Here is a 26,873-nt window from a genome sequence, read left to right as displayed (position 1 = left end):
GAGGAGCTGTCCTTAGTACGAGAGGACCGGGATGGACGTACCGCTGGTGCACCAGTTGTTCCGCCAGGAGCATGGCTGGGTAGCTACGTACGGACGGGATAAGCGCTGAAAGCATCTAAGCGTGAAGCCCCCCTCAAGATGAGATTTCCCAATTAGTAAGACCCCTTGAAGACGACGAGGTAGATAGGTTGGAGGTGGAAGTGCAGCAATGCATGGAGCTGACCAATACTAATCGGTCGAGGGCTTATCCAATCTTTAAATCGCAGATTCGTTTCGGATTCAGTTTTCAGGAATCAAGCTCTGATTCAGAAGGCACAAGCGGCCTGATGATAAAGATTGATTATTCAGCATTTGGCGATGCTGATTCCTGTATTATGCATTTGTATTGCAAATGCCCGTTTGGTGGCGATAGCGGAAGGGTTCCACGCGTACCCATCCCGAACACGACCGTTAAGCCTTCCAGCGCCGATGGTACTTGGACCGAAGGGTCCCGGGAGAGTAGGACGCCGCCAAGCACTTAAGACCACAGCTGATTATCAGCTGTGGTTTTTTGTTTGCGTTACAAATTAACCAAATATTATGATCGGGAAATGGTCACATATATACTGTCTTAGTGAAAATAAGTGTCTAAGCAGGTATTACGTGACTAACATAATTATTGTTAGAAAGATTCTGAAACTGCTCTCTTATTTCTAACGGACTGAGCAGCCTTTATTTCCAGCCAAAGTGATGTTTCTATATTCTAACGGACACCAATGCTCTTATTTACGGAAAAATCCCCAAAAGTAGGCTGCTGCAGTGATGATAAGAGCGGTACGGTCCGTTAGCCCGGTCATGAGCCTGTTCCTGGGGAAATAAGGGCTCTGGAGTCCGCTAGATGCATATGGAAGAGTAGGAGAGGCTTCTGGACTACGTAGATCCGCAGATCGACTAGTGGCCCTACAGATGTAGGTAATAGATATGGATATAGAGAGAGAGGTGAGCATAGACGGAGACAGAGACAGAGACATAGACATAGACATAGACATAGACAGAGACAGAGACCTGAGCATAGCCATAGACTTAAACATGACATAGGCGGGGGCATGGAGGTTTTCTACATACCAAGCAGCAAACGCCCCCTTAAGCGTACATGATGTTTCGTAAGCTCTCAAAAATATTGATTAACCTATTGCTATTCATATTTATTTATGATATAATATTTTTTGTTGTCACAAACAAGATTGTTGATTAGGCCCGTTGGTCAAGGGGTTAAGACACCTCCCTTTCACGGAGGTAACAGGGGTTCGAATCCCCTACGGGTCACCATTACTTTTAAATAAAGCTTGCTTTTATAATGGATCCATGGTAAGATCATTAAGTTGCTTCTTACAGGGAGGCTTAGCTCAGCTGGGAGAGCATCTGCCTTACAAGCAGAGGGTCGGGGGTTCGATCCCCTCAGCCTCCACCATATATACTTTTTACTGACGCGGGGTGGAGCAGCCCGGTAGCTCGTCGGGCTCATAACCCGAAGGCCGCAGGTTCAAATCCTGCCCCCGCAATTGTTTTCTTGGAACCGTGGTGTAGTTGGCCTAACATGCCTGCCTGTCACGCAGGAGATCGCGGGTTCGAATCCCGTCGGTTCCGCCATTAGTATTTTGTTTATAGGGTCTGACAAGCCCATAGAAATGCAGAAATACATACCGTGTGCGGACGTGGCTCAGCGGTAGAGCATCGCCTTGCCAAGGCGAGGGTCGCGGGTTCGATTCCCGTCGTCCGCTCCAATATTTGCGCCCTTAGCTCAGCTGGATAGAGCGTTTGACTACGAATCAAAAGGTCGGGAGTTCGAATCTCTCAGGGCGCGCCATTATTATAACATCAACAGTTCATTAGATTTTATATCTAATGAACTTTTTTATTATTCGGGAAATCTTGTTCCTCAGAATTCAGTGGAAAAAGCACCTAATTATTCTGAACCTGATGATCCATAGAATTAACGCCGAATCCTCTTATTTTCTCCTGGGGCTCGGAAGACATTTGAATGCCTTCACGGGTACTGCGGGCCGCTGGGCGTACGAGAATATTAACAGTCTGGCCGGAGTCCCGGCGTAAGCAGCTTCCGGACCTGATGCGGCCGGTGGGTCGCCAACGCCGTGCGCATTGAGGGTGGGCCATTGATGCGGTGGTAGAAGCTCTGTTGCAGGCCTCATCGCCGCATGTCGGACGACGGCAGCAATAGGCCGCAGACCCAAGCTACCCGTGCCGAGGCCGTTCCCCTGATCAACGGCTGATCGGACTAGCGTAGAAGCACCTGTAATCATCAACAAAGCAGCGGTCCTCCGATGTCAGGAAGGATCGCTGGTTTGCGTTTGTTGCCTTGCGTTCCAGGTGTTTTTTTATCCCAATTCAGTCTGTGAATAATTCAGCTTGTATTCCTTGGGACTCATGCCTGTATATTTGGAGAACACGTGGGTGAAATAGGCCGGAGTCTCAATTCCAACGGCTTCTGCGACTTCAAAGACTTTGCTCGCCGGATTCCGGAGCAGCTTCTTGGCCATTTCAATCCGGTATTTGTTGATCACATCGATGATGGATTCACCGGTTACCTTTTTGTAAAGCCGGCTCAGATAGCTGCTGTTGATGTGGATATGATCGGCAATGATCTGCAGATTCAGGTTCTGGTTGTAATTCTCCCGTATATACTTCTGGCATTCGATAACAATGTAATTGGGCTGTATGTCATTCTGAGCCATTGCCCTGGAACAGCTCTGGATTAAACGCTTAAGGATGTCTGTTAAAAGCTGAATGCTCGTGCTTTCCTGGATTTGCTTGTACACCGCAGACTGGCTCTCCTCGATTTCCGGTGCGAATGGCGTACTTGTGCTCAGCAGACGGAAGCAGTAGGAACCGATAAGCAGACAAGCTACTTTTACATTCTCAATTGGCTCTTTGGTGCTCCGGTAATTCTCAAGTAACTGGTCCAGCTGCTGAATAGCAAGCTCGCTATGGCCTTGCTGAAGATGTCCGGCGATCTGCTCGGCGGCGTGATGGGGCGGAGCTCCGGGAGTCAGTGCCTTGCCCGTATAAGGCATATATACAGCCACATAATTATCATTATAAAAGCTGCCCTGCAGCGCCTCTCTTGCTTCAAGATAGGCCTCCCTTAGTGACAGGACATCCCGATGGAACAGGCTGATGCCGACATTGACATGATATTGCCTGAAGTTCTCAGCCATGGCGAGGATTTCATTACTGATTGTAAGCAGCGTCTGGGTGGAGACGGATGCATTGCTGCCGTCCATGGAGACAAGCGCCAGCAGGGTGTTTTTTTCCATGGGCATAATATAAGAAGGGCGTTCCCCGAAAGCTAGTACAAGGAAGTGACGGATGGAGGCCAGGAACCGGTGATATTCATTTGTCTTTGCGCTGCTGTTAGCCTGGGGCCCTGGTATTTCTTTAACCTCCATATAGACTCCAAAATAGTTCTTGAGCTCTAGTCCCAGCTCTCTGGAGCGGCTGAGTAAACTTAATTCATCGCTAATCAGGCCCCCTAACACTTCCTTCAGGAATTTCTCACTAATTTCGGACAGATTATCGTTGAGCTTGCTCTCCAGTTGCCGCACCTTCTGCATCTGCTCCCGCTCTTTTTCCAGCAGCCGGGTTGCCTTTTCAATGGCCCGCGGAATCTGCTCTGTTGGATTGGTCTTGACCACGAAATCGACGACTTCATATTGAATGGCGGTCTGCGCGTAGGAGAAATCCGCGAAGGCTGTAAGAATGATCACCTTGATCTGCGGAGAATTCCGGTGTACATAATCTGACAATGCAAGACCATCCATTCCCGGCATCCGGATATCGGTTACTATAATATCGATCTCATAATAGTCCAGCAGCTCGACGGCTTCGATCCCGTTGGAGGCCTCACAGACGACTTCGCACTCCAGGACACTCCAATCAATGAAACACTGCAGCCCCTTTTTGATCACAGGCTCATCATCAACAATCATCACCTTATACATACGGTTGCTCCCCCCGATCTGCAGGTATGTGTAGAGTTACTCTGGAGCCGGCCCCAAAGTCGCTCTCGATCTCAATGCCGTAGGGCTCGCCGTAGATCAGCTTGACCCGTTTATGCGTGTTGATCAGACCAATGTTGTTATGGCCTTGTTTGCGTATCGTCAGGTTCTCGAAATTATTCCAGTCTCGCGGCACATGCTCAAAGCCTGTGCCGTTATCCGTGATTTCGAAATAAACCGATTCGTTTTTGCGGTAAATGCGGATGTGGATTCGCCCTTTGCCGAGCATTTTCTCGACACCGTGCACCACAGCATTCTCCACCAAAGGCTCGACGCTCAGTTTGGGCAGCAGGAGATCCAGTATGGCTTCATCCTCGATCTCAATCGTATACTCCAGCTTATCTTCAAACCTCTCCTTCTGCAGATACAAATAGAAGCTGATGAAATCCAGCTCCTGCCGGATCGGGATTTTGGCCAGGCTGTTGGAATAAATGCTCGCCTGCAGGAGTTCTGTAAGGGAGGTTACCATCTTGTAAACGGTCTCATCTCTTGACAGCCTGGCTTTATAGCCGATGGTGATCAGCGTATTAAACAGAAAGTGAGGATTCATCTGGGCTTGCAGAAACTTGATTTCCGAATCCTTAATCAGCAGGTGCTTCTCATACACTTCCTTAATGAGATAATTGATCTCGTCAGTCATATTGTTGAAGGTGCTGCTGAGCTGATTGAGCTCTACATCCTTGAAGACCGGCATTCTTGAATTGTAATCCCCATTCTTGACCTTACGGATACTCCGCAGCAGATCACGGATGATCCGGGTAAACCGGAGGGACAGCAGGACTCCGGCGGCAAGCGATACAACAGCAATCAGAGTGATGATCCAGATGTAATTATGCATGCTCCCGGATAATTTGGAGAGTACCTGCTTCTTGGGTATGCCTGCGATAAAGGTAAGGCCGGTGTTGCCGATGCTGCGGGAAGCCGCCAGATAGGTCTCCTGATTGAGCCTGATTTCTCTTACCTCGGTGTTGTCCTCCAGAGCCAGCATATCGGAAGAGATAATAGAGCCTAACTCCTGCTTATCGGCGCTGGAATAGATCATTCCCTGAGCATCAATAATGTAGGCCTTGGCACCCGTGAAGGTGAGCAGCCCGGAGTATTCCTGAGCTAAGTCTGCTTCATTCGTACCGAAGATCAGCGTCAGGCGCTGCTTGGGAAGGTTGATATTAGATACAATCCGTATGAAGTATAATGTAGGATCTGCAAGGCTTGGGGTAATAATCTCCTTTCCCCGTAACGTCCGTTCATTCACTGACCGGTAAACTGCAAGATTGTTCTTGTTCACCTGTTCAATATTAGGTTGGGACTTTAGCACAGATACATAGTTACTGGAATCAAAAAATACATAAGCGGTAGAGAGCAGGCTGAAATTCCAGGCATTGTTGAACATCAGGCTATATTTAAGATCCTCTTCCAGTCCGGTCTTATTGGTGAAGTCTTTGTAAAAGTCATCGCCCAGCGGTACATCGTCAATCAACCAGGTTCTTACCATTTTATTGGAGAGGAAATGCAGGGAGGTATTATCAATTATCTCAAAGGATTTCGTAATATTATCGTTGGTCTGGCGGATCAGAAGGGACAGATTGTCATTGGCATTGCGAGTCAGAATCTGGGAGATACTCCAGTAGAAATAGCAGCCTGCAAACGTCATCGGCAGCAGAATCAGAAGAAAGATGATCATTACAATTTTGTTTCTAACCGGAATGCGGGAGATGAAACCGGAAACCGGACGAAGGGTGAGGCGGCGCAGAATCTGTGGATTGAACATGCTGTTTGCTCCTTGGTAGGGATACTTTAGTAAGGCCATTATATAATCATTTATTGACGGCGAATACCCGGAGAGTGCGAAATCGGGTCATTTTCGGTCATGTGGTAAAGATAACGACAAAGAGTTAAAAAAAACTGAAAACCCTTTCAATGATTCTGCCGCGCTGCCTCATTTGCTCAAGATATTATAAAAGATAATGCTGAAAAACGAATTCTATCGGATTTATCTTTGTTCTACAATGAGAGCTGTAAACAACTGTAATTGGCCATCCGGGTTACGCACCTGAATCAGGCCATAATTATTTAAGGGGGATTTAAGTTGAAAAAACCATTGTACAAAACGGGCCTTACTCTGGCCAGCGCTCTGCTTTTGGCGGTGTCTATATCAGCCTGCGGTCCAGACAATTCACCTAAAAGCAGCGAAGAAGCGGCAAATTCCGGCTCAGGAAATGCTACACCTGCGGCCAAGGCACCGGTGAAAATATCGTATCTTACGTTCCGGGTCGGCACCCATGCGTCTGCCAAGATGGAAGAAGAACAGATTAAGCAGTTTAATGAAAAATACGGTGATGAAGTAGAAGTTGTAGTTGAAGAAATTCCAAGTGATGCCGCATACGTCGACAAGATCAAGATTCTGGCAGCCTCAGGTGATGTGCCGGATGTCGTTATGGGTAAGGACGGCATTAATGATGTGCTGATCAAAGGAAATCTTGCAACCCCTTTCAATGACTATTTGGACAAGGACCCGGAATGGAAAGCGGCGATCGGTGATGATGCTATTGCTTCCAATACCCGGGACGGCAAGGTCTGGTCCATCAGTGACCAGAAGCAGAATATCGGCTACTTCTACAATAAAGAAATGTTTGAGAAGGCGGGCATCAAGCCGGCTGAGACCTGGGATGAATTCATGAGCAACAACGAGAAGCTGAAGGCTGCAGGCTTCGTGCCGCTTGCGCTGATGACCGGGGAGAACGCCTGGACGTCCAATCTGCTGCTTGCCGCGATGATCGGTACAAACGGGGAGAACGGCAAAGCATTCATGAACACCCTGCACCCAACTGACTTCAATACACCGGAAATGATTCAGGCGCTTAACATGATGAAGGATCTGCTGGCGAAGTATACGACCAAGGATGCGCTTGGTGCGGGCTATGCCAATGCAGCGAATGCTTTCAGCCAGGGCAAGGCGGCGATGATTGCCAACGGTCCTTGGATGATTGGAGACTTCAGCGATCCGGCTAAATCCAGTGAAGGTTTTGATAAAAAAGTCGGTGTTGCCGCATATCCGAACAACAGCCTGATCTCCACTTATGAGGTTGGCTATATGATTGGAGCCCAGACGCCGGAAACCCGCGATGCCGCTGAGAAATTCATCAAGTTTAAAACCGGGCTTGAAGGACAGACCATTGCGCTTGAATACGGCAACGTAATGCCGGTATCGAGTGAAGTTCAGCCATCAGATGCCCTTAAAGAGAAATATCCGATCATGGTCGAATCGATCACAGTCGCTCAAAAAACACAGCTCCATTACCGGACACTGGACTCCATTGTCTACCCGAACGTAACCGATGCCTGGAAGAACCTGTATCCGAAGCTGGCAGCCGGCCGGGCGACTGCAGAAGAGATTGCTAAGGAACTGACGGAGATTGCTGCCAAAAATAAATAAATAGAAGCTTAAGATTGGGGAGGACCATATGGATGGTTAGGAAAAATAAAGGGTATATCGCGCTTTTCCTGTTGCCCACCGTGGCACTGTTTATCATTGTTTATGCCGTATCCCTTGTCATACTGTTCGGTACGTCCTTTACAGAATGGTCAGCGGGACGGAGTCCTGTATTTAATGGTCTGGCCAATTACATCCAGCTGTTTACGGACGATTCCGATTTTCGCAAAAGCGCACTGAATACGGTGATCTGGGTTGCACTCCAGTCCACGGTTCACGTCGCCATCGGTACCCTATTCGCTATCATTCTCAGTATGAAGCAGTTCTACTGGAAGTTTGCACGAACGGTGTACATGTTTCCCAACATCATCTCAGGGGCAGCTGTAGGTATGCTATTCCTGTGTATGCTTAATCCTGATTTCGGAGCGGTGAACAGCATTGTCCGTATGTTTGGCAATGCCGATTACTCCCAGAACTGGTTCATGGATTATTCCACCGCCTTTCTCTCTGTCACCATGACCTGGCTGCCCTATGCAGCAGTGGTTACCATTCTGATCCTGGCCGAAATCGCGGCGATTCCCGAAAGCCTGTATGAGTCCGCACGCATCGACGGGGCCAGCAGTTTCAAGATCAATCTGTACATCATCCTTCCGATGCTGCGCAACATTATCGGCACCTGCGTTATTCTGTCCGGCACAAGCATGCTGCAGAAGATGGATATTATTTTGATGACGACAGGCGGCGGGCCTGGTAATGAAACCATGAACCTGCCCATTTATATCTACAAGACCGCTCTGATGGATAACAACTTTGGTTATTCCAATTCAGTTGGTGTCTTCCTAATCGGCTTTGGCTTGATCTTTGTACTGCTGTGCCGAAATCTGTTCAGAATAGGCAGCTCCCAAAACTGAATGGAGCGGATGGGGTGAGAATGTTGAAAAAAGGTTTGTCTGTACTCAAATATGGTTTTGTGCTGCTGATCGTCCTGTTGTCGCTGGGCCCGTTCCTGTGGGTGCTGCTGGCTTCCTTTAAGACAAATGCCGAGATTCTGACGAATTCGCTTGGCTGGCCTAGCAGCTTTCGCTTTTCGAATTATACAATGGCCTTCAAAATAGCGCCGATTTCCCGGTTCTACATTAACAGCGTGATCGTTGCGATCTTCGGGACATTACTCAATCTGCTGCTCCTCGGAATGGCTGCTTATGTACTGGCGCGTTTCCAGTTCCGCGGCAAGAAGCTGCTGATGGCCGCGTTCTCCCTGTCTCTATTAATACCTGGCGCAGCCATGCTGCAGCCGCTGTATCTGACAGTTAACACGCTTGGGCTGTATGACAAGCTGATCGGTTTGATTATCGTGTATACCGGTTTTGGGCTGCCGGTCTCACTGTATATTCTATCCAGCTATTTCCTGACCATCCCGAAGGAGATGGAAGAATCAGCCTATCTGGATGGAGCCAGCTTCATCCAGACCTTCTTCCGGATTATTCTGCCAATCTCGAAACCGGGCTTTGGCACGGCGGGTGTTATGCAGTTCCTGCTCTGCTGGAATGAATTCCAATTCGCGATCATTCTGACGACAGGCAATCAAAGCCGGACACTGCCGCTTGCGCTCTATTATTTCAAAAGCCAGTTTGCCAGTGATTACGGGGTCATGTTCGCGGCCACGATGGTCGTCATCATCCCGAGTATAGTGGTCTATATCCTGTTGCAGGAGCAGGTGGTATCGGGTCTTGCTGCGGGAGCGGTTAAGGGATGATGAAGCGGAGGATGACTGAAAGGGAATATGCCGGAGAAATCGGAGGATGGCAGATGAATGAGGATAACCTGTGGTGCCTGCAGGAAAATGGGTATCACGCCGGACTGCACAAGCATTATGAAGGGCTGTTTACCCAGGGGAACGGCTATATGCATGTCCGCGCAAGCTTTGAGGAGGGATGCAGCGATGCCCCTCAGGATGAAGAGTATCTGCGCTTTCCGGATAACGTCACGCTGGAGAAGCCGCGGCACCCGAAGTCCAAGCAAGGAACCTATATCCCGGGCATTGTCGGGCAGCATCCCTTACTGAAGGAGGAGATTGTGAATCTTCCGTATTTCCTGGGACTTGAATTCCGCTCTGCGGGCGAGCGTCTGGATATGGACCGCTCACGGATCAGCGGCTACAGCCGCAGGCTTGATCTGCGTGACGGAAGACTTCACCGTTCCTTCCTGTGGGAGACGGAAGAGGGTATGAAACTTCAATGTACCTACAGCCGGTACCTAAGCATGGCGGATACACATCTAAGCATCCAGCAGGTTCAGCTCGAAGTCTTAACGGGTGAAGTCCAACTGGAGGTGAAAGCAACCCTCCGGGCAGATGTGCGGACCAATGGCATGAATCATTTTGCACGAGTCATCCCGTCGGCTGACTTCAATGAAGGCAGCATGTCCCTGGAGACGCTGACGGAGGAAGGCAATCAGATCTTCATGCATGCTGTCCTGGAAACCTCAGAACCGTTAAGCTGGCAAGCAGAACATACTCCGCTGATGGCTGCGCTGCGCGGGGAATGCAAGCTGCAGGCCGGGAACCGGTTCACGCTGAGCAAGCTGATTGCGGTAACAACGGACCGTGATCCGGAGGAAGGGGCGGTGCGCAGCAGGGCGCTTACAGAGCTGAGCCGTGCACGGAGTCTGGGCTGGGAACAGCTGTATCACCGGCATGCAGAGAGCTGGAAGCGTAAGTGGCAGGAAGCCGATGTCGCCATCAAAGGCGATGATCACGCGCAATTAAGTGTCCGCGCATCGCTCTATCATCTGATCCGCTCGAATGCGGCCCGGGATGCCCGGGTGGCGATCTGTGCCAAGGGCTATGCCGGTGAGGCATATTTCGGCAGATATTTCTGGGATACAGAGATCAACCTGCTGCCTTTCTTCCTGCACACCAATCCGCAGGCCGCCCGTAATCTGCTGCTGTTCCGATACAATACACTGGAAGGCGCTAAGCGGAACGCACAGAAATACGGATACCGGGGAGCACGTTATGCCTGGGAGTCCTCGATAAGCGGGGAAGAGCAATGTGCGAACTGGCAGTATGCAGACCATGAAATTCATATAACAGCGGACATAGTATATGCTATGTATCATTATGTCAGGGCTACCGGGGATGAAGCATTTTTGGAGCAGTACGGCATTGACATGCTGGTAGAGACGGCTCGCTATTGGTGCGGCCGGGTGGACTGGAACCGGGAGGGAACCTGCGAGCTGCTCGGCGTTATGGGCCCGGACGAATATTTGCCTTTAACCCGTAACAATGCCTTCACCAACCGCATGGTCAAATTCAGCCTGGAGCAGACCGTTGCCTGTCTGGACAGCCTGCAGGGCATTAGGCCGGAGAGCTATGCGGCTGCGGCAGAACGGCTGTGTCTCGATCCGGAGGAGCGTGAGCTCTTCCGGAATACGGCGGAGAAGCTGAGACTGCCATATGACAGCAAGACGGAGATTGTACCGCAATCAGATGATTTCGCTTCTTATGCAGATTTAGATTTTGACAGCATCTGGACCGACAGGTCCAGACCCTTCGGCCATTTCATCTCCCAGGAGCGCAATTACCGCTCCAAGGCGCTGAAGCAGGCGGATGTACTGGAACTTATGCTGCTGTTCCCGCAGGAATTCACGGAGGAGCAGCTGAAGGCTGCCTATAATTATTATGAGCCAATCACAACCCATGATTCCTCCTTGTCGGTGGCGGTGCACGGTATTGTTGCTTCCTGGCTGAACCAGAAGGAAACTGCAGCCAATTTCCTGCAGCGGGTGATGGCTATTGATCTCTCCGCAGAGAAGAAAGGCGCCGCTGAAGGGATTCATATCGCTAACTGCGGCGGATTGTGGCAGCTGATCGTGTACGGCTTTGCCGGTCTGAAGAGTGCGATGTGGAGTGAGAGCATTGAGCTGCAGCCCCGGTTGCCTGAGGGCTGGGAGGAGCTAAGCTTCCCGCTGGCCTGGCGGGGCGAACGCTACCGGGTAACGGTTATTCAGGATGGTTATGAAGTTCACAAGCTGAATGGAGGGGATTCTGTTGCAGGCGCAACCATTTGAAGCGGCCATTTTTGATCTGGATGGGGTCATCGTCGATACTGCTAAATTTCATTACCAGGCCTGGAGGCGTCTTGCCGGAGAGCTTGGGTTCGCGTTCAGCGAAGAGCAGAATGAGCAGCTGAAGGGTGTCAGCCGCATGGAGTCGCTTGAGCTTCTGCTGCGTGCCGGCGGGATCACGGATCTGATGCCGGAGCAGAAGGAGACGCTGGCCTCCCGGAAGAACGAGTGGTATAAAGGGCTGCTCGAGACGCTTACACCGTACGATGTATTGCCAGGTGTGTGCAGCTTTCTTGGGCTGCTGCATTCACGGGGAGTCAGAACAGCCATTGCCTCGGCCAGCAAGAATGCTCCGCTGATTCTGGAGAAGGTAAGAATCAGGCCACTGTTTGACGTGGTGGTAGACGGGAACAGCATTGTGAGGGCGAAGCCGGACCCCGAGGTGTTCCTGGAAGCCGCCCGGCAGCTCGGCGCATCTCCGGACGGCTGCTATGTCTTCGAGGATGCTGCCGCCGGTGTAGAAGGTGCGATCCGCGCAGGGATGCGCGTGATCGGCATCGGTGACGGGCAGATGCTTGCCCGCGCGCATCTTACGGTTAACAGCCTGGAGCAGCTGGAGCCGGTGTTTCTGCTGAGCCATATCGGCGTGAACGGTCATATCGGACGGGAAGAGTACACGGATGAACAATGAGCAGCTTTCCAAGTTGACGCTGGGACAGCTGGAGCCGGGTATACCGCATGCATTGCCTGGAGGCGGCTATGTTGCCTTGGAGGTTTTGACAGACCGCTTCAGTTCGCGGATGCACCAGTTGACCGTATCTAATGGCAGACTTATCTATACTGTGATCCTGGAGCGGGGAATGGATATCGGAGAGCTCAGGCTGGATGCAGGGAAGATCAGCTGGGAGCGCGATATGCGGTACCTGCTGCATCCGGTGCATGTGGATTTGACAGACAATGAGCATTCAGGCTGGGATTCAGGCTTCTATGCAGCGGTTGCTGCCATAGGGCCGGAAATATTCGGCACGCCGGATGAGGTAAGAACCGTCCACGGGACGGGGTCCTACTCTCCGGCGTTGCCGGAATCGGTCCTGCTGAGCTGGGATGAGCGGCAGATCACCCTGGAGGGGAAGGTTCCCTTACGAGGGTATGAAGCCGTACCTGTGTATGACAAAGTTATCCGGATCATAACCTGTTACGGGGCAGCAACGCTGCTCCGGGAGGATACGGTGCGGAATCTGACAGATATTGCCCGGCCCGTGGATGACGGATACCATATCCAGCTGGCTGGGCCTTACATGTCAGAAGGCGGAAGCTATATCCTGCCGGTCCCGCCCGGCAAAATGCTGCTCCGCGATGCTGCTCCGCCGGAAGAGAATCCTTGTGCTGTCTACGACACCATGACCCGTCTGGACCCGATCCGCTGTTATCAATATGTTCCGGAGCCTGTAGAAGGGCTCGCTGCTCTGCCGCTGGTCCGTGATTATTGGAATGACATAGAAGGTGATTCAGCGCTCACGGCAGAAATGCTGGTGAATGCAGGCCAGGATACCGCGGCTTATGTCATCCGTTCTCTGCGATGCTATCCCCGCTCCCTGATTGCCAAACGGGCCACCAGGGACTGGATGTATGCGCTGGAGCCATGCAAGACGAGACCCAATTCCCTGAAGCAAAAAACGATCGACGGCGAAATTGTCTATGTCGGACCGCATGGTGAGTGCAAAGGGTGGATCATCCTGGGGGCAACCCATGACCCGCAGGAAATTGCCACCCTTACGCAGATGATCCGGAGTGCGGCGGAATGATTGATTGACGGCAGCAGTGTAGAAATCTTTAAGGTTTAAAAACTGACATTTAATTGACCAGTCAATGGCGGATTGCCAGCGGCTGGTTTTTTGGTATTCGGGCGCAGGCGGGGGCTTCCCGATTTGCAAGTGGCGAAGACTATGAAATTCCATTTCTTGCGAGGGAGCGTCCTATTGTCAAAGGTTCCTTGTGTGGCCCTGTGTTGTGTAAATAATATAGTGCCATTTGTTCTGAACCTTTACATAGGTCAGATCACTCACGACAAAGCGTTCATTTTCTTAAATGAAGTTAGAGAAACAGGCCGGATTGACCACCGTTCTAAATACTCATAGGATATACAAAAGAGACGCCCCCCAGCAGTATTGCATGGGGGGCATCTTCTTAATATCTTACCGTAAATAGTTCATCAGGATCTGCGCAGCTTCGGCACGGGTGGCGGAGGCCTTCGGAGCGAAGGTACCATCCGCGCGTCCTTTCACAAAGCCAAGGGCAGCTGCTTCAGCCACTGCTTTTGCTGCCCAGTCAGAGATACTGGCAGCATCTGTCATAGACAGGCTGTCCGTACCAGTCGGGATGGCACCCTGCTGAAAGCGGTACGCCCGCATCAGGATGACGGTCATCTCTTCACGGCTGATTTCAGCATTCGGCTGGAAGGAATCCGCCGTCCGGCCGGTAATCAGACCGGCCTGCACCATGCCCGAAAGCGCGTCCCCGTACCAGGCGCCTGCCGGAACATCGGCGAAGGAGGTGGTGCCGCTGCCGCTGAGCTGTAATGCATTGGCCAGCAGCTGTACGAATTCAGCTCGGGTAATATTCCGGCCAGGCTGATAAGCCTGCTCCGAGATGCCCTTGATCAGATGTTTCGCAGACAGCTCACGCAAGGCATCAAAGGCCCAGTGCGTGACCGGAACATCACTGAATTGCTTGGAGTACTCAAGGAGTGCGTACGTTCCGTTGCCGTCAAGCTTTGCAATTAGCTTGTTGCCTTCAGCTGCACCGCCAAGGTAAGTGAGTGTACCATCACTTCCGACCAGATACAGGCCCAGCAGCTTCGGATCGAGGCCATTACCGGCTGGCCAGCTTAGGCTTACAGGCGCAGCATATTTTCCGGTGCGCTTGATGGTGCCATCGGCTAAAGACAGACTCAGATCATAGTTCAGCAGTTGCCCCTGCAGGGTTACACCTGTTTCTGCCTTCAGCGCAGCTTGTGCCAGCGCCTTGAGCTCCGCGGTCAGGACGATCTTCGCACCGCTGCGCTGGGCAGCAGGCACAGCTTCAGCCAACTGCTTCAGCAGCTCCGGAGCCAGCGTAAGCTCAACTCCATCTCCTTGTAGATGCAGGGAGCTTGTTCCCAACAGTTCGCCGGCATTGATCGGAAGCTCAATTGCGGCTGCTTGCCCTACCTGCACGGTAACCACACCGTTCATCGCAGGACTGCTTAGCTGGGCGGCTGATACCACTGCAGTCAAAGGTTTCGGCGTAGCGGTTGGAGCCGGTGTTAAGGTTGGCTGAGGTGTTGCCGGCGTCACCGGAGGATCGGTTGGCACTACCTGTTGACGGTTCACCTTCAGATTAATACTCTCTGTATGGACCGCATCCGTATATGGGCGGCTACCAATGACACGGGTATTGGTTACTTCAACTTTATAAGCACCGGCGTCCGATACCGCAGCCTTATCAAGAGTCAGGCTGTTGCCGGTGGCGCCATTCACGATGAGGTCATCCTTAAACCAGCGGTAGCTCAAATCCCCATATACCGAATGGGCGACAACAGTGAAGGTCACTGAATTCCCTTCGATTACCGGGTTAACGGTCGCCGTAAAGGAATCTACCGACGGGAGTTCATGTGCCGGATAGACCTTGAGAGTCAGTTCCGTTCCGGTGATGCGTTCCGGATTCTCTTCTGCTTTGCCGGTCAGGACCACACGGAACTGTGTCCCGTCTGCTGCAAGCTCCGGTGTGAAGCGGTAGACCGCACTGGTAACGGTTGTAACCGGCTGCCAGTCATCTCCTCCCGCCTGCTTCACTTCCCATTCAATAGAGGCAATATCTCCTGTCGTATCTACCAGAAGTGTTAAGGGTTCACCCGCCACAGCTTCTAGTGTCAGCGGAAGATCCAATACAAAGGCAGGAGTAATCCATTCTACCTCAGCCGGCAGCACCTGCAGGATATATTCCTGCTCTCCGGTTACGCCGCTTTCATCGGTCACGACTGCCTTATAACGGTAGCCGCTCATTTCTGCTGTTAATGCTGTAAGCGTTAGGGTATGGCCCGAACCGACCGGTTCGCCGTAGCCTTCTCCCTGGTCAACATACCAAAGGTAAGAGAGGGTTCCTGTTCCTTTACCCGCAGCATGCAGCACTCCGTCTGTTCCTGCGCGCAGCGAGCCTTCGCTGACAATCTGCACCTCAAGCTTCTTGGGAGTCCATTTGGCATTCAGCGTCAATATACCAGGCACGGTCTGGGCGCCGAAATCCCATTTCACTGCACCGTTGTACCAGCCTTCCAGTATATAGCCCTGCTTCGTTACTTCCGGAGCAGTCAACAGCTGACCGTAGACAGCCTGAACAACCGTCTGTGCCGGACTTCCGCCATCTGCATTAAAGCTGATATTATAGTGCTCATTCCGCTCCGTGAATGCGTTGATTTCACTATGGCTGAGATTGCGGATTTCAATTTGCATGCGCTGACTATCCAGCCCCTGATCCTCAGCTAACTGCACTCTTGCACCGTCATTTTTGGAGCTTCCTTCCACAGTAATGACCTTGTTGTTGCTTTTGTTCACAATTTTATAGTAATCGCCGTCCTTTTCCAGCTTCCACTGCTGTGTATCCGGGATAGAGCCAGTGGCTTTGGTGTTCTGACATAGCTGCTCCATGCCAGAACCGGGAAGAACATCGAGCACATGACCGCTGTGCACCGACATGATCTGGTAATATCCTGTGCCGAGATCCAGAAATCTCCACAGCTGATTGTTTCCGTCACCATTGGACCACTGGTTAATGACCGCTAGCGGACTGCTGGATACTCTATCCACGTCCAAGGATTTTCCGCTGTGTTTAGGCTGAATTTTGACCATTTTCTCAGGAATGATCTTTCCGGCAATCGAAGGCATTGAACCGCCGCTGGCCTTATCAATGGTAAGGCTGTCGATATTGAATCTTCCGGAATCGCTCGGTTCACGGACGAATTCAATAATATTTTTACCGGCTTTGAGATTTAGGGTTTCCGTACTGTTGGTCCAGGCATCCCAGCTTGTTGTCGGAAGCAAGGAGAGTTGTTTGACCTTCTGTCCGTTAACAACCAGCGTCATCGTTATATCAGTCTGATGGTAGCCGGAATAGCGCAACGTAGACGTATAAGCAGCTGTATTAGGCACGTTCACTTCGAACTTGAGCGAATCTTCTACTTGCTCGAATCCGCCGACAAAACCATTGCCTTCATACCACAAATGATCCTTGCCGATCTGCAGGCTTCCTGTCCGGGCTGCATCCTCTGCCTGATATCTCCAAGGTGTCCGTTTGTTCAGATGAATGCTATCCAGATTGATGATGCCAGAGTTACCGGTTTCATTTTTGTAAGTGATTAAGTTCTTTCCCTCTTTAAGACTTAACGTCTCAAGCTGCTCTTTCCAGATGGTAAGTCCGCCGGTGGCAGGGAGGGTAATGCTTTTAACATATGTGCCGTTCAAATATAAGCCTAAGGTCTTGCCTTCAGCTTCCCGGGCATATCTCAGCTTCACATCGTAAGATGCCGCATCCTCAATGTTTACAGCAAACTCTACGGAGGAACCGGCTTTGGATAGTCCGGTTACATACCCGGTTCCCATATTAGTGTCTTTGGCGTAAACGACCGTAGCGTCAGCTGAGCCTGCAAGGACTGCATCTTCCGCACCATAGTGCCAGGTGGTGGCTTCGGTAACGGTGATATAGTCCAGATTGACGTTGCCGGTGTCGCCTTCGTCATATTTATAGGTGATGGTATTCTCCCCTTCTTTGAGGAAAACATTGTCATACCGGTCGGCCCAGCTGTCCCAGTTGGCCTGACTAAAGAAATCCACTTTCTTGATTTTTTGCCCGTTCACATACATAGTCAAGGTTCTGTCATCCGGAAATCCTAAGCTGTAGCCCAGATTTATGGAATAGTTGCCGGCGGCAGCGGCGCTGACCTTGAAGTTGACTGCGGAATTTGACATCCAGAGCCCGCCGACAAACCCGGTTCCGCTATGACCCGGATGGTCTGCGTCTACCCTGGCGTTGCCGGACAGCTCCGCATTTTCTGCTTCATATAAGGTACTTCTTTTGATGATCATGGCATCCAAGGCCAAGTTGCTCATTCCGGAGAGGCGGATTGTGTTCACTCCGGCGTGCAGATTAACATTATAGACGGATTGAAGATCAAAGTTGGCAGCAAAGCCTGCGTTAGAGGCAAAAGAAACCTTTCCGGCTGTCTGCCCGTTCACGCTGAGGTTCATGGATACAGCATCCGCCGTGTTGTTGTTATATCTGAAGTCCATAGCGTAGGTTCCTGCGGTCTTTGTGTTTACAGTAAACTCTATATAGTCATTTTCGCTGCTGTTACTGAATTTTTCATATACGCCGCCTGAAGCAAAAGCACTTGTTCCGACGACTCTGGCAACACCGGACAGCTTTGCCTCCTCGGCTTCGTAAATTTCGCTTTTTTCCTCTCCAGAAGGTCTGTTCAGGACAGTACCCGGGTTAGAAGGAATGCCCAGATTGATGAAATCATTATCATCCCAGTGGATACGCTGCGCTCTGATTCCTCTGTTGCTGCCGCCTTGCCCGTGGGTCGGTATACCGTGATACAGAATCCAGTCTTCGGTATTATCTTCCGACTTCAGGAACAGGGGCGATCCCGGCCCGTAGGAGCTGTTCTCATCCGAGCGCTTCATGGCAGGCTCAGGCTGCTTGACCCATGATTCGGCCTTCATCACATCAGAGGACGCATCCGCTACCGATAAGCCCACTGAATAATTATCATTCATGAAGCTGCTGGCAGAATAGGCAAAATAGATTTTACCGTTCCGCTCGACCAGTGCAGCACCTTCATTGATATTGTCGCCATGTTTTTCCCAGTCGTATGTCGGCATGGCTACCGTACCTTCGGGACCTTCGAGTGTCCAAGGGTTCTTCATTTTGACAATGGTCGGACTCTCATCGAACTTCTCATTTTGCGGATTCTGCGGGTCCGGGAAATAGTAATATTTAGTATAGGTGAAATAGGGTTCCCCTTTAATAGTTACAATCCCGCAGGCTAAACCAAAGCCCTCTGTGTTCAGCAGCCCCTGCTTAACCGTAGCCTGGCCGTTCTCGTCCTTATTGGCGGACTGACCCTTGAGAACCCAGGTTCCTTCAAACGGATCGGGAGAAGCATTCTCCAGAACGTAGGAGCTTGGATGTCCATAACCGAAGCTGGTCTCGGGACCAGATGAGAAATACAGATACCATTTGCTGTCCAGCCTATATATATACGGACCCCATACGTACCCGAAGTTATCCGGCTTCTTCCAGACAATTTTGCTCTTGGCAGTGGATACTCCGAGAAGGGTCTCATGCCGTTTCAGGGTGATATTGTTATCGCCTGAAGCAGCTGAATAGTAATAGCCGTCTGCCGCTCTGGCAATGGTAGGGTCAGCGCCTCCCATAAGCGGGTTCACATAGCTTGAGGTAACATCAGCACTGGAGATACCTGCCAGCAATAATGAAAGCAGGATCGCAAAGGGTAACATGATTAAGCTTTTTTTCCTCATAATAATCTCCTTCAATAAAAATTATAATCGGGGAATTCTGTGTTGCTGTAGATCAGACGCTACGGTACACCTCCTCCATAATAGGTAATATTGATTTGGAACCGTTTGCAAAAAAACCTGCAGCGCTGCACATTGATTATAAAATAGAAGGGGAACTGTTTTTCGGCATGATGTTTTGCGATATTTTGAGGAATTAACTTTGCCTGAGCAGCAAGTTGGAGGGAGATTCGGCTGTTCTTACTATTTATCTAGCTTTCTTATATTATTTTTACTTTGGGTCAGAGGCTAGCCCGGAGTGGATTGGGGTAAATAAGAGAAATGTGAGGTGAAATTCCGCTGGATCCGCCACTCCGTTTGTGAAAGACACTTAGAATCATCATGAAAGCTGAAATCCAGCAATTCATGACCAGTGAAGAGACAGGAAACCATAACAGCCGTAATGGAATGTATGAAGAACCCTATCCCGTTTCACTAGAAAGAATTATTTTACCTGGATATACAATGTTCTTGACGGTACCCTAAGGAGGCCAACACATGTTTAAGTTCATCAGACAGCGTATCGATAATGCTAATCAAATGCATAAAATACGCAAAGAAAACCCGGAGGCATGGGAGCGGGCATTAAAGGAGGAGCAATCCAGAGTTGAGGAAGTGAACGAAAACGTTCTGCCTTCCCAACCCGGACCGGTGATCCTGTTTTTCCGTTGGGCACTGCGACTTGTGACTGTCTTAATATTACTTGTAATCTTCCTCGGCGTACCCCGCGCAGACAATCCTTTATTTTCCCTGATGAGCTTTGGCTTGCTGCTGTCCCTGCTGTATCTGATAGCTGGTCTTGCTCATCCCTCGATCGTCTTCGTCCGGAGGAGATGGCCAAGGGAAGATGTACTGGAGCTGTTCGGCCTGCTGAGCATCGTCTTTATTGTTTTGATGGTTGTGTTTCATCGATAGGCACAAGTGATACTGGCTGTCTACTCCCCGGAATTATACAGTACCGACACCTGATAGCTGTTCAGAAAGCTGATCCATTCCTCCGAAGGCTTCTCGTCAGTGACAATGTAATCCACTTTATCGAAGCTGAACAGCTTGATGAAGGCAATCCGGTCAAACTTGGAATGGTCGACGAGCAGCACAACTTTGCTGGCCTGCTTTTGCATCAGAATCTTCAGCTCGCTCTCTTCCTCATTGGAATCACTAAGCCCGCCGGTCATCGACAGTGCTTTACAGCTGAACAGGGCGACGTCCACATTGTACTTCTGGATGGTCTGCGAGGCGGTGGGGCCGACGAAGGAGCTGGTCTCGGGTCCGAGTGTGCCGCCGGTGGAAATCAGCTTATGGCCGGAATGCTGGAATTCGGATAAAACCGCGAGTGAATTGGTGATGATGGTCAGGTTGTGCTTGGATTCGGTGATTTTGCGCAGGGCTTCAAAAGCCGTTGTGCTCGTATCCGTCATCAGGCTGTCCCCGTCATTAATCAGATCCAGCACATTGGAAGCAATAATGCCTTTAGCCTCAAGGTTGACCTGATGTCTGCTCGCGTATGAAGGGTCTTCGTTGGTATGGGCGTTTAGTATGGCGCCTCCGTAGTTTTTTTTGGCCAGGCCTTCCTTGTCCAGCTTGTCCAGATCGCGGCGGATGGTCTCCTCGGACACCTGGAATTTCTGCGCAAGGTCAGCGACATGCACTTTTTTATGCCGGTACAGCTCGTTAATGATCAGATCTCTCCGTTCAAATGCCTTCATGCTTACCCACCCTTGTCTACAAAATCAAATATTATTCATAGTGTACTACATTTGACTGCAAGATAGTCAGAACCCACACGTAAAACCACATCACTTTATTACAATATCACATAAAACCACATAAATATAATAAAAAGTTGTGGAATATTGTTGACTTTGAACCACTCCGACTCTATGATAAACATGAACTCAACTATAATATCGAGTACGGGATCAGGCGGCAATGGATGGGGCAGTCTCACAACACCTTCATGATAGCGCTTTAAAAGGGGACTGGGTTCACGTCTGAAAGGATCTGCCGCAATATCCAACCAATTCATTTGAGGAGGAACAGCAGTGGCAACAAATTATCCGAAGATTGGAATCCGGCCTACGATTGATGGAAGAAGACGCGGTGTCCGTGAATCGCTGGAGGCCCAGACCATGGGGATGGCGGAGCGGGTGGCTAAGTTTCTTACGGAAAGCCTTTATTACCCGGACGGGACTCCTGTAGAGTGCGTTATCGCTGATTCAACGATCGGCGGTGTGAAGGAAGCAGCGGCTGCCGCACAGAAATTTGCCGGACAGAATGTCGGCGTATCGATTACCGTAACCCCATGCTGGTGTTATGGCTCGGAAACGATGGATATGGATGCAACGATTCCGCATGCAGTGTGGGGTTTTAACGGAACGGAGCGCCCGGGGGCGGTTTATCTGGCGGCTGTTCTGTCTGCTTATGCGCAAAAGGGAATTCCGGCGTTCGGAATATACGGTGAGGATGTGCAGGAATCCAGCAGTGAAGAGATCCCGGCTGATGTGCAGACAAAGCTGCTGCAGTTCGCCAAATCCGCTATGGCAGTAGCACTTATGAAAGGTAAATCATATCTGTCGATGGGCTCTGTCTCGATGGGGATTGCCGGCTCGATTGTGAACGAACAGTTCTTTCAGGACTATCTGGGCATGCGGAATGAATACATCGATATGTCCGAATACGTGCGCCGGTTCGAGGAAGAAATTTATGATAAAGAGGAATTTACACAGGCCCTGGCCTGGGTTAAGGAAAAATGCCGCATCGGAGCGGACAATAATCCGCAGCACCTGCAGATCAGTGATGAATTGAAGGAGCAGCAGTGGGAGACCTGTGTCAAAATGACGCTCATCGCGCGTGACCTCATGGTTGGTAACCCGCGGCTGGCTGAGCTCGGTTTTGAGGAGGAGGCTAACGGGCATAACGCGATAGTCGGCGGCTTCCAGGGCCAGCGGCAGTGGACGGATCATTTTCCAAACGGGGATTTCATGGAGACGATCCTGAACTCTTCCTTTGACTGGAACGGCCGGCGGGCGCCGTATATCGTGGCTACCGAGAATGACAGCCTGAATGGTGTAACGATGCTGTTCAATTATCTGCTTACGAATACGGCACAGATTTTTGCCGATGTCCGGACCTTCTGGAGTCCTGCCGCGGTTAAACGGGTGACCGGATATGAACTGGAAGGCGAGGCGGCGCACGGGCTGCTGCATCTGATCAACTCAGGCTCTGCAGCACTGGATGGAACGGGAGAGCAGAGTGTGGACGGGAAGCCTGCGATTAAGCCGTTCTGGGAGATTACGGATGAGGAGGCGGAGTGCTGTATAGCTGAGACCCAGTTCCGTCCGGCTTCACAGGAATATTTCCGCGGGGGCGGCTTCTCCACTGATTATTTAACTAAGGGCGGAATGCCTGTAACGATGGCCCGGCTCAATCTGGTTAAGGGGCTTGGTCCCGTGCTTCAGCTTGTGGAGGGTTATACTGTTGAGCTCCCTGAAGAAGTGCACAAGACGCTGGATGAGCGGACCGACCCGACCTGGCCGACAACCTGGTTTGCTCCCAAGCTGACGAATCAGGGCTCGTTCAAAACCGTCTATGATGTCATGAATAACTGGGGAGCCAATCACGGCGCAATCAGCTACGGGCATATCGGTGCGGATCTGATTACGCTGGCCTCCATCCTGCGCATTCCGGTCAGCATGCACAATGTGGAGGAATCCCGGATTTTTAGACCGCGGGTGTGGTCCCTGTTCGGTACAGAGGATCTGGAGAGCGCAGATTACAGAGCCTGCCGCAACTTCGGGCCGCTGTACTAAAACTCAAGCGAAGCAGGTGCGGGATATGGATGAAGTGATCAAGCTGCTGGCAGTGGACCTGGGGGCCAGCTCCGGCAGAGTCATGCTGGGCCTGTATGACGGCAAACGTATAGAGATGGAGGAGGTTCACCGGTTCGCCAATCAGCCGGTTGAACTGCATGGGCATTTGTACTGGGATGTACTGCAGCTGTTTCATGAAATGAAGCAGGGAATACGCAAAGCGGCCAGGGAGCACGGGACTTTGACGTCCGTGAGCGTGGATACCTGGGGCGTCGACTACGGCTTCATTGACCGGAAGGGGCAGCTGCTGTACGCCCCGCATCATTACCGGGACCAGCGGACAGCTGCATGCGCTCCTATTCTTGAGGAGCTGCTGCCGCCGGATGAGCAGTTTAGATTGACGGGCAATCAATCAGCGAGAATTAATACGGTGTATCAGCTGTACGCGGATCTGGAGGAGAGTCCCTGGCTCAGGGAGACCGCAGACCGGATGCTGCTGATGCCGGACCTGTTCCATTATCTGCTCTCCGGCACCGCCGCCGGGGAGCAGACGATCTGGAGCACCAGCGGTCTGCTGGCCGCCGGATCAGCCGCTCCATCCGCCAAGGTGATGAACAGGCTGCGGCTTCCGCTTAGCCTGATTCCGGAGCTGGTGCCGGCCGGAAGCGTGACCGGCCAGCTGCTGCCAGCGCTGCAGGAAGAGCTTGGCACAGGCCCGCTGCAGGTCATTGCCGGGGCCGCCCATGACACGGCATCTGCGGTGGCTTCCATTCCATATGGACCGGGAGCAGAGACGGCCGCTTTTATCAGCTGCGGAACCTGGTCCCTGGCAGGCATGGAGACTGAGCAGCCGGTGCTGACGGATCAGGCCCGTGACTACGGCTTTACGAATGAGGGCTGCTTCGGCGGCGGAAACCGGCTACTGAAGAATATTACGGGACTGTGGATTTTGCAGGAGACGCAAAGAGGCTGGGCGCAGGCGGGTGAGCCGGTGTCTCATCAGGAGGCGGTCCGGCTTGCCGCAGAAGCCCGAAGCGAAGGTTATGCTGCAGCTGTCATTGACCCGGATGATGTCCTGTTCAGCACACCCGGGGATATGCCAGGCCGGATTGCAGCCTATTGTGGCCGGACCGGGCAGCAGCCGCCGGTAAGTAAGGGCGAGGTGATTCTGACCATTCTGCAGAGCCTTGCCTCGGCTTATGCCCAAACAATAAGTGAGCTGGAGACGCTGACCGGACAGGGCATCCGCGCAATCCACATGGTGGGCGGAGGCATCCGCAATGAGCTGCTGTGCCAGCTTACGGCTGATGCCACCGGAAAAGAGATTATCGCGGGGCCTGCCGAGGCCAGCGCAACCGGTAATATAGCTGTCCAGTTAGCCGCTCTGGGAGCAGTCAAGGCTTCTGCGCTAAGAGAGCTTGTAGCACAATCTTATACGCTTGTCCGTTATTATCCATCGAGATAAAGGAGAGTTACCATGAATCAGAAAGAACAAGAGCTGCGCCTGCTGATCTGTGACATCGGCAGAAATCTGTTTAACAAGGATTTTATTGCCGCCAATGACGGGAATATTTCGGCCCGTCTGTCCGAAACCGAGATTCTTGCTTCACCGACCGGGGTCAGCAAGGGTTATTTGCAGCCGCATATGCTCGTTAAGGTTAATCTGCAGGGGGAAATCCTTGAAGCGGCAGAAGGGTACCGTCCTTCCACTGAAGTGAAGATGCACCTGCGGATCTATAATGAGCTGCCCGAAATGAACGGGGTGGTGCACGCCCATCCGCCTTATGCGACAGCTTTTGCGATCAAGGGCGAGCCGCTGGATAAAATGATGATGCCGGAGTCGGTCATAGCAATGGGAGATATTCCACTGGCGGCTTACGGGACACCTTCAACGGAAGAAATCCCGGATTCGCTGATCCCGTTCCTGGGCAAGAAAACGGCCGTCCTGCTGGAAAGCCACGGCGCCCTGACCTGGGGCAAGGATGTTATGAGCGCCTACATGAACATGGAGCGGCTGGAATACACAGCGAAGCTGACGTATATTACCCGGATGATCGGCGGGGAACGTGAGCTGCCGCAGCACCGGATTGATGAGCTGGTTGCCCTGAGGTCTTTTTATGGGATGTAAGGCTGTCCAAGGAGGTACAGCATGCTGAAGAAAATTCCCAAGCTGCTGTCCCCCGAACTGGTCCGCGTGCTGATGGAGATGGGCCACGGGGATGAGCTGGTGCTGGCGGATGCCCATTTTCCTGGTCATGCCCTGCATAACAGAGTGCTGAGATATGACGGGACAGGAATCCCTGCACTGCTTGATGCGATCCTTGAGCTGCTGCCGCTGGATCATTATGTGCCGCATCAGGCGGCTTTTATGACTGTAGTGGAGGGCGATCCGTCTGTGCCGGAAATCTGGTCCGTGTATGAAGCTATTCTTGGGAAGCATGACAGCAGGGCGACGGTTGAGTATGAGGAACGCTTTGACTTTTACAACCGCTCCAGGCAGAGCTATGCCGTTGTGGTTACGGGGGAAGAGGCCCTTTACGGAAATATCATTATTAAAAAAGGTGTCGTAACAGCAGAGGACCGCTGAGAGCTCATCCGAAATGCGGCTATGAAAACTGAACTTTTGATGAAAATAGTGAGGCCACAGCCACCATGTCCATGTGCTGTGGCCTTTTTTGATTGTGCAGAGCCGGCAGCAGAAAAGAAGTCAAATGTATGCACACTCCCGGCAAAAGTTAGACTTTTGAATAGGTTAGAGCGTATGCTTTTATATAAAACACGCATTGCCATGCTGTATAAGGAGAATCCTGTATGATGCTGCATTCTGAAAAATATATCAAATTTCCGTTTGGCTTCTGGTCCGGGGTACAGCAATTAGGAATTGCCCCCGCAGAGATAGCCCGGCAGGCCCGGCTTCCGCTTGCAGTCACTAAAGAGCCCAAGGTTAGTGCTGCAGAGTATTTTGCGGTCTGGCAGGCTTTTGGAGAGCTGTCTCCGGATATTGCGGAGGGCATCACCGGACTTGTAACGTCTTTTGAAACGGTACACTATCCGCCGGATGTGCTGGCTACGTATCATGCCCGTGATTACCGCGATGCGCTTCACCGCATGGCCAGATATAAACAAATGTGCCCGCCCGAGCAGCTGGTTATTACGGAGGCGGATGAGGAATGCAGGGTTGAGCTGCAATGGCAGCATTCAGAGTCATCTATCCCGCAGATTCTGATCGGAGTTACGCTGGCGTACCTTTTGGAGCTGGGCCGGAGGGGAACGGGACAGGCTATAAAAGCCCGAGCAGTGGAGTTCTCACATCCGGCTGCTGATGTAACAGCGCTGGAGGCGTATTTCGGGTGTCCTGTCCAGACCGGAACGGGGAGGAACCGGCTCATTCTGCGGCGCAGCGACCTGGACCTTCCTTTTACCACCTATAATGAAGAGCTGCTGGCTATACTGACACCCGCTCTGGACCGGACATTGAATGAGCAGCAGGCCAGCCCCACTGTTGCCGAGACCGTTAAGTGGATTATCAGGCGGAGCCTCATGGGCGGACAGTATGATATCCAGGCTGTGGCCAGGGAGCTTAATCTGAGTGACCGGACGCTGCAGCGGCGGCTGAGGGAGGAAGGGACAAGCTTCAAGGCGCTGCTGACGCAGGCCAGGCATGAGCAGGCCAGGGAATATCTGGCAGACCCTTCGCTCGAAATTAAAGAAGTCGCTTGTCTGGTCGGGTATGAGGATCAGAACTCCTTTTACCGCGCATTCAGGGTATGGGAAGGGGCTACACCGGCCCGCTGGCGTCTGGAGCATACGGTTCAGCAGGAAGATGGCGTGTACGGCAAGTAGATTGGCAGGGCAGGCTAGTTACCCGGCATTCCCGGTAAAGTATGATAATCCCTGA

General features: G+C 51.6%; 16 protein-coding genes, 6 tRNA genes and 2 rRNA genes. 20 read left to right on the top strand and 4 right to left on the bottom strand.

What is annotated here, in order from left to right; all coding sequences use genetic code 11:
• From BLR64_RS04715 to BLR64_RS04680, 8 genes are all read left to right on the top strand, one after another.
• Nucleotides 1-252 (top strand): 23S ribosomal RNA (locus BLR64_RS04715); the annotation flags it as partial.
• A gap of 146 nt (nucleotides 253-398) precedes the next feature.
• A 5S ribosomal RNA gene (rrf, locus tag BLR64_RS04710) occupies nucleotides 399-515 on the top strand.
• A 718-nt stretch (nucleotides 516-1,233) separates the two neighbouring features.
• Nucleotides 1,234-1,308 (top strand) — tRNA-Glu (locus tag BLR64_RS04705).
• A gap of 66 nt (nucleotides 1,309-1,374) precedes the next feature.
• Nucleotides 1,375-1,450 (top strand) — tRNA-Val (locus BLR64_RS04700).
• A 17-nt stretch (nucleotides 1,451-1,467) separates the two neighbouring features.
• A tRNA-Met gene (locus BLR64_RS04695) sits at nucleotides 1,468-1,541 on the top strand.
• Nucleotides 1,542-1,551: 10 nt separating this feature from the next.
• Nucleotides 1,552-1,629, top strand: a tRNA-Asp gene (locus BLR64_RS04690).
• Nucleotides 1,630-1,688: 59 nt separating this feature from the next.
• Nucleotides 1,689-1,763 (top strand) — tRNA-Gly (locus tag BLR64_RS04685).
• A gap of 6 nt (nucleotides 1,764-1,769) precedes the next feature.
• Nucleotides 1,770-1,846 (top strand) — tRNA-Arg (locus BLR64_RS04680).
• 529 nt (nucleotides 1,847-2,375) lie between these two features.
• Here BLR64_RS04680 and BLR64_RS04670 read toward each other — a convergent pair.
• Both BLR64_RS04670 and BLR64_RS04665 read right to left on the bottom strand, forming a co-directional pair.
• On the bottom strand, nucleotides 2,376-3,998 hold the full coding sequence (locus tag BLR64_RS04670) for a response regulator (RefSeq protein ID WP_090712646.1): 1,623 nt from the start codon (nucleotides 3,996-3,998) through the stop codon (nucleotides 2,376-2,378).
• Complete coding sequence (locus tag BLR64_RS04665) at nucleotides 3,991-5,823, bottom strand: sensor histidine kinase (RefSeq protein ID WP_208607131.1); 1,833 nt, start codon at nucleotides 5,821-5,823, stop codon at nucleotides 3,991-3,993. The genes BLR64_RS04670 and BLR64_RS04665 overlap by 8 nt, the downstream gene beginning before the upstream one ends.
• 318 nt (nucleotides 5,824-6,141) lie before the next feature.
• Here BLR64_RS04665 and BLR64_RS04660 point away from each other — a divergent pair, with 318 nt between their 5' ends.
• The 6 genes from BLR64_RS04660 to BLR64_RS04635 are packed head-to-tail and all read left to right on the top strand — an operon-like array spanning nucleotide 6,142 to nucleotide 13,358.
• Nucleotides 6,142-7,488: an ABC transporter substrate-binding protein gene (locus tag BLR64_RS04660; RefSeq protein WP_090712641.1), complete on the top strand. Its 1,347-nt coding sequence runs from the start codon at nucleotides 6,142-6,144 to the stop codon at nucleotides 7,486-7,488.
• Between the two features lie 32 nt (nucleotides 7,489-7,520).
• A complete protein-coding gene (locus BLR64_RS04655; protein WP_090712639.1) occupies nucleotides 7,521-8,396 on the top strand; it encodes a carbohydrate ABC transporter permease in 876 nt (291 codons plus the stop codon).
• A gap of 20 nt (nucleotides 8,397-8,416) precedes the next feature.
• Complete coding sequence (locus tag BLR64_RS04650; RefSeq protein ID WP_082707840.1) at nucleotides 8,417-9,241, top strand: carbohydrate ABC transporter permease; 825 nt, start codon at nucleotides 8,417-8,419, stop codon at nucleotides 9,239-9,241.
• Nucleotides 9,238-11,556 (top strand): glycoside hydrolase family 65 protein, encoded by a 2,319-nt coding sequence (locus BLR64_RS04645; RefSeq protein ID WP_208607130.1) that lies wholly within the window; start codon nucleotides 9,238-9,240, stop codon nucleotides 11,554-11,556. Before BLR64_RS04650 ends, BLR64_RS04645 begins: the two co-directional genes overlap by 4 nt.
• On the top strand, nucleotides 11,537-12,244 hold the full coding sequence (pgmB, locus tag BLR64_RS04640; protein WP_244157612.1) for a beta-phosphoglucomutase: 708 nt from the start codon (nucleotides 11,537-11,539) through the stop codon (nucleotides 12,242-12,244). The genes BLR64_RS04645 and pgmB overlap by 20 nt, the downstream gene beginning before the upstream one ends.
• Nucleotides 12,234-13,358, top strand: a complete 1,125-nt coding sequence (locus BLR64_RS04635) for a DUF4432 family protein (RefSeq protein WP_090712634.1) — start codon at nucleotides 12,234-12,236, stop codon at nucleotides 13,356-13,358. Before pgmB ends, BLR64_RS04635 begins: the two co-directional genes overlap by 11 nt.
• A gap of 390 nt (nucleotides 13,359-13,748) precedes the next feature.
• Here BLR64_RS04635 and BLR64_RS04630 read toward each other — a convergent pair whose 3' ends face one another.
• Nucleotides 13,749-19,130, bottom strand: coding sequence for a CBM35 domain-containing protein (locus tag BLR64_RS04630; RefSeq protein WP_090712632.1), 5,382 nt, complete (start codon nucleotides 19,128-19,130; stop codon nucleotides 13,749-13,751).
• Nucleotides 19,131-19,664: 534 nt separating this feature from the next.
• Between BLR64_RS04630 and BLR64_RS04625 the strand changes: the two genes are divergently transcribed.
• A complete protein-coding gene (locus BLR64_RS04625) occupies nucleotides 19,665-20,081 on the top strand; it encodes a hypothetical protein (RefSeq protein WP_090712630.1) in 417 nt (138 codons plus the stop codon).
• Nucleotides 20,082-20,101: 20 nt separating this feature from the next.
• Here the strand turns inward: BLR64_RS04625 and BLR64_RS04620 are convergent, their stop codons facing one another.
• A complete protein-coding gene (locus BLR64_RS04620; RefSeq protein WP_090712628.1) occupies nucleotides 20,102-20,872 on the bottom strand; it encodes a DeoR/GlpR family DNA-binding transcription regulator in 771 nt (256 codons plus the stop codon).
• A gap of 336 nt (nucleotides 20,873-21,208) precedes the next feature.
• On the opposite strand from BLR64_RS04620, the gene BLR64_RS04615 reads away from it, so the two are divergent.
• From BLR64_RS04615 to BLR64_RS04595, 5 genes are all read left to right on the top strand, one after another.
• Nucleotides 21,209-22,975, top strand: coding sequence for an L-fucose isomerase (locus BLR64_RS04615; protein ID WP_090712625.1), 1,767 nt, complete (start codon nucleotides 21,209-21,211; stop codon nucleotides 22,973-22,975).
• Between the two features lie 25 nt (nucleotides 22,976-23,000).
• Nucleotides 23,001-24,440: a rhamnulokinase gene (locus BLR64_RS04610; protein ID WP_090712623.1), complete on the top strand. Its 1,440-nt coding sequence runs from the start codon at nucleotides 23,001-23,003 to the stop codon at nucleotides 24,438-24,440.
• Nucleotides 24,441-24,452: 12 nt separating this feature from the next.
• On the top strand, nucleotides 24,453-25,103 hold the full coding sequence (locus BLR64_RS04605) for a class II aldolase/adducin family protein (protein ID WP_090712621.1): 651 nt from the start codon (nucleotides 24,453-24,455) through the stop codon (nucleotides 25,101-25,103).
• 21 nt (nucleotides 25,104-25,124) lie between these two features.
• Complete coding sequence (locus tag BLR64_RS04600) at nucleotides 25,125-25,562, top strand: RbsD/FucU family protein (protein WP_090712619.1); 438 nt, start codon at nucleotides 25,125-25,127, stop codon at nucleotides 25,560-25,562.
• A 224-nt stretch (nucleotides 25,563-25,786) separates the two neighbouring features.
• Nucleotides 25,787-26,818 (top strand): helix-turn-helix transcriptional regulator, encoded by a 1,032-nt coding sequence (locus BLR64_RS04595; RefSeq protein ID WP_415840958.1) that lies wholly within the window; start codon nucleotides 25,787-25,789, stop codon nucleotides 26,816-26,818.
• The last annotated feature ends 55 nt before the right edge of the window (nucleotides 26,819-26,873 follow it).

Source organism: Paenibacillus typhae (assembly GCF_900099765.1).
GTDB classification, from domain to species: domain Bacteria; phylum Bacillota; class Bacilli; order Paenibacillales; family Paenibacillaceae; genus Paenibacillus_AQ; species Paenibacillus_AQ typhae.
The sequence above is the reverse complement of the archived record's forward strand: the minus strand, read 5'-3'. Positions and strand labels throughout refer to the sequence as shown.

Excerpts from the sequence above, each read along its gene's own strand:
- BLR64_RS04610 (WP_090712623.1), top strand. The coding sequence starts at position 23,001 with ATGGATGAAGTGATCAAGCTGCTGGCAGTGGACCTGGGGGCCAGCTCC.
- BLR64_RS04670 (WP_090712646.1), bottom strand. The coding sequence starts at position 3,998 with ATGTATAAGGTGATGATTGTTGATGATGAGCCTGTGATCAAAAAGGGG.
- BLR64_RS04595 (WP_415840958.1), top strand. The coding sequence starts at position 25,787 with ATGATGCTGCATTCTGAAAAATATATCAAATTTCCGTTTGGCTTCTGG.
- BLR64_RS04665 (WP_208607131.1), bottom strand. The coding sequence starts at position 5,823 with ATGTTCAATCCACAGATTCTGCGCCGCCTCACCCTTCGTCCGGTTTCC.
- BLR64_RS04625 (WP_090712630.1), top strand. The coding sequence starts at position 19,665 with ATGTTTAAGTTCATCAGACAGCGTATCGATAATGCTAATCAAATGCAT.
- BLR64_RS04630 (WP_090712632.1), bottom strand. The coding sequence starts at position 19,130 with ATGAGGAAAAAAAGCTTAATCATGTTACCCTTTGCGATCCTGCTTTCA.
- BLR64_RS04620 (WP_090712628.1), bottom strand. The coding sequence starts at position 20,872 with ATGAAGGCATTTGAACGGAGAGATCTGATCATTAACGAGCTGTACCGG.
- BLR64_RS04655 (WP_090712639.1), top strand. The coding sequence starts at position 7,521 with ATGGTTAGGAAAAATAAAGGGTATATCGCGCTTTTCCTGTTGCCCACC.
- BLR64_RS04645 (WP_208607130.1), top strand. The coding sequence starts at position 9,238 with ATGATGAAGCGGAGGATGACTGAAAGGGAATATGCCGGAGAAATCGGA.
- BLR64_RS04635 (WP_090712634.1), top strand. The coding sequence starts at position 12,234 with ATGAACAATGAGCAGCTTTCCAAGTTGACGCTGGGACAGCTGGAGCCG.
- BLR64_RS04600 (WP_090712619.1), top strand. The coding sequence starts at position 25,125 with ATGCTGAAGAAAATTCCCAAGCTGCTGTCCCCCGAACTGGTCCGCGTG.
- BLR64_RS04650 (WP_082707840.1), top strand. The coding sequence starts at position 8,417 with ATGTTGAAAAAAGGTTTGTCTGTACTCAAATATGGTTTTGTGCTGCTG.
- BLR64_RS04605 (WP_090712621.1), top strand. The coding sequence starts at position 24,453 with ATGAATCAGAAAGAACAAGAGCTGCGCCTGCTGATCTGTGACATCGGC.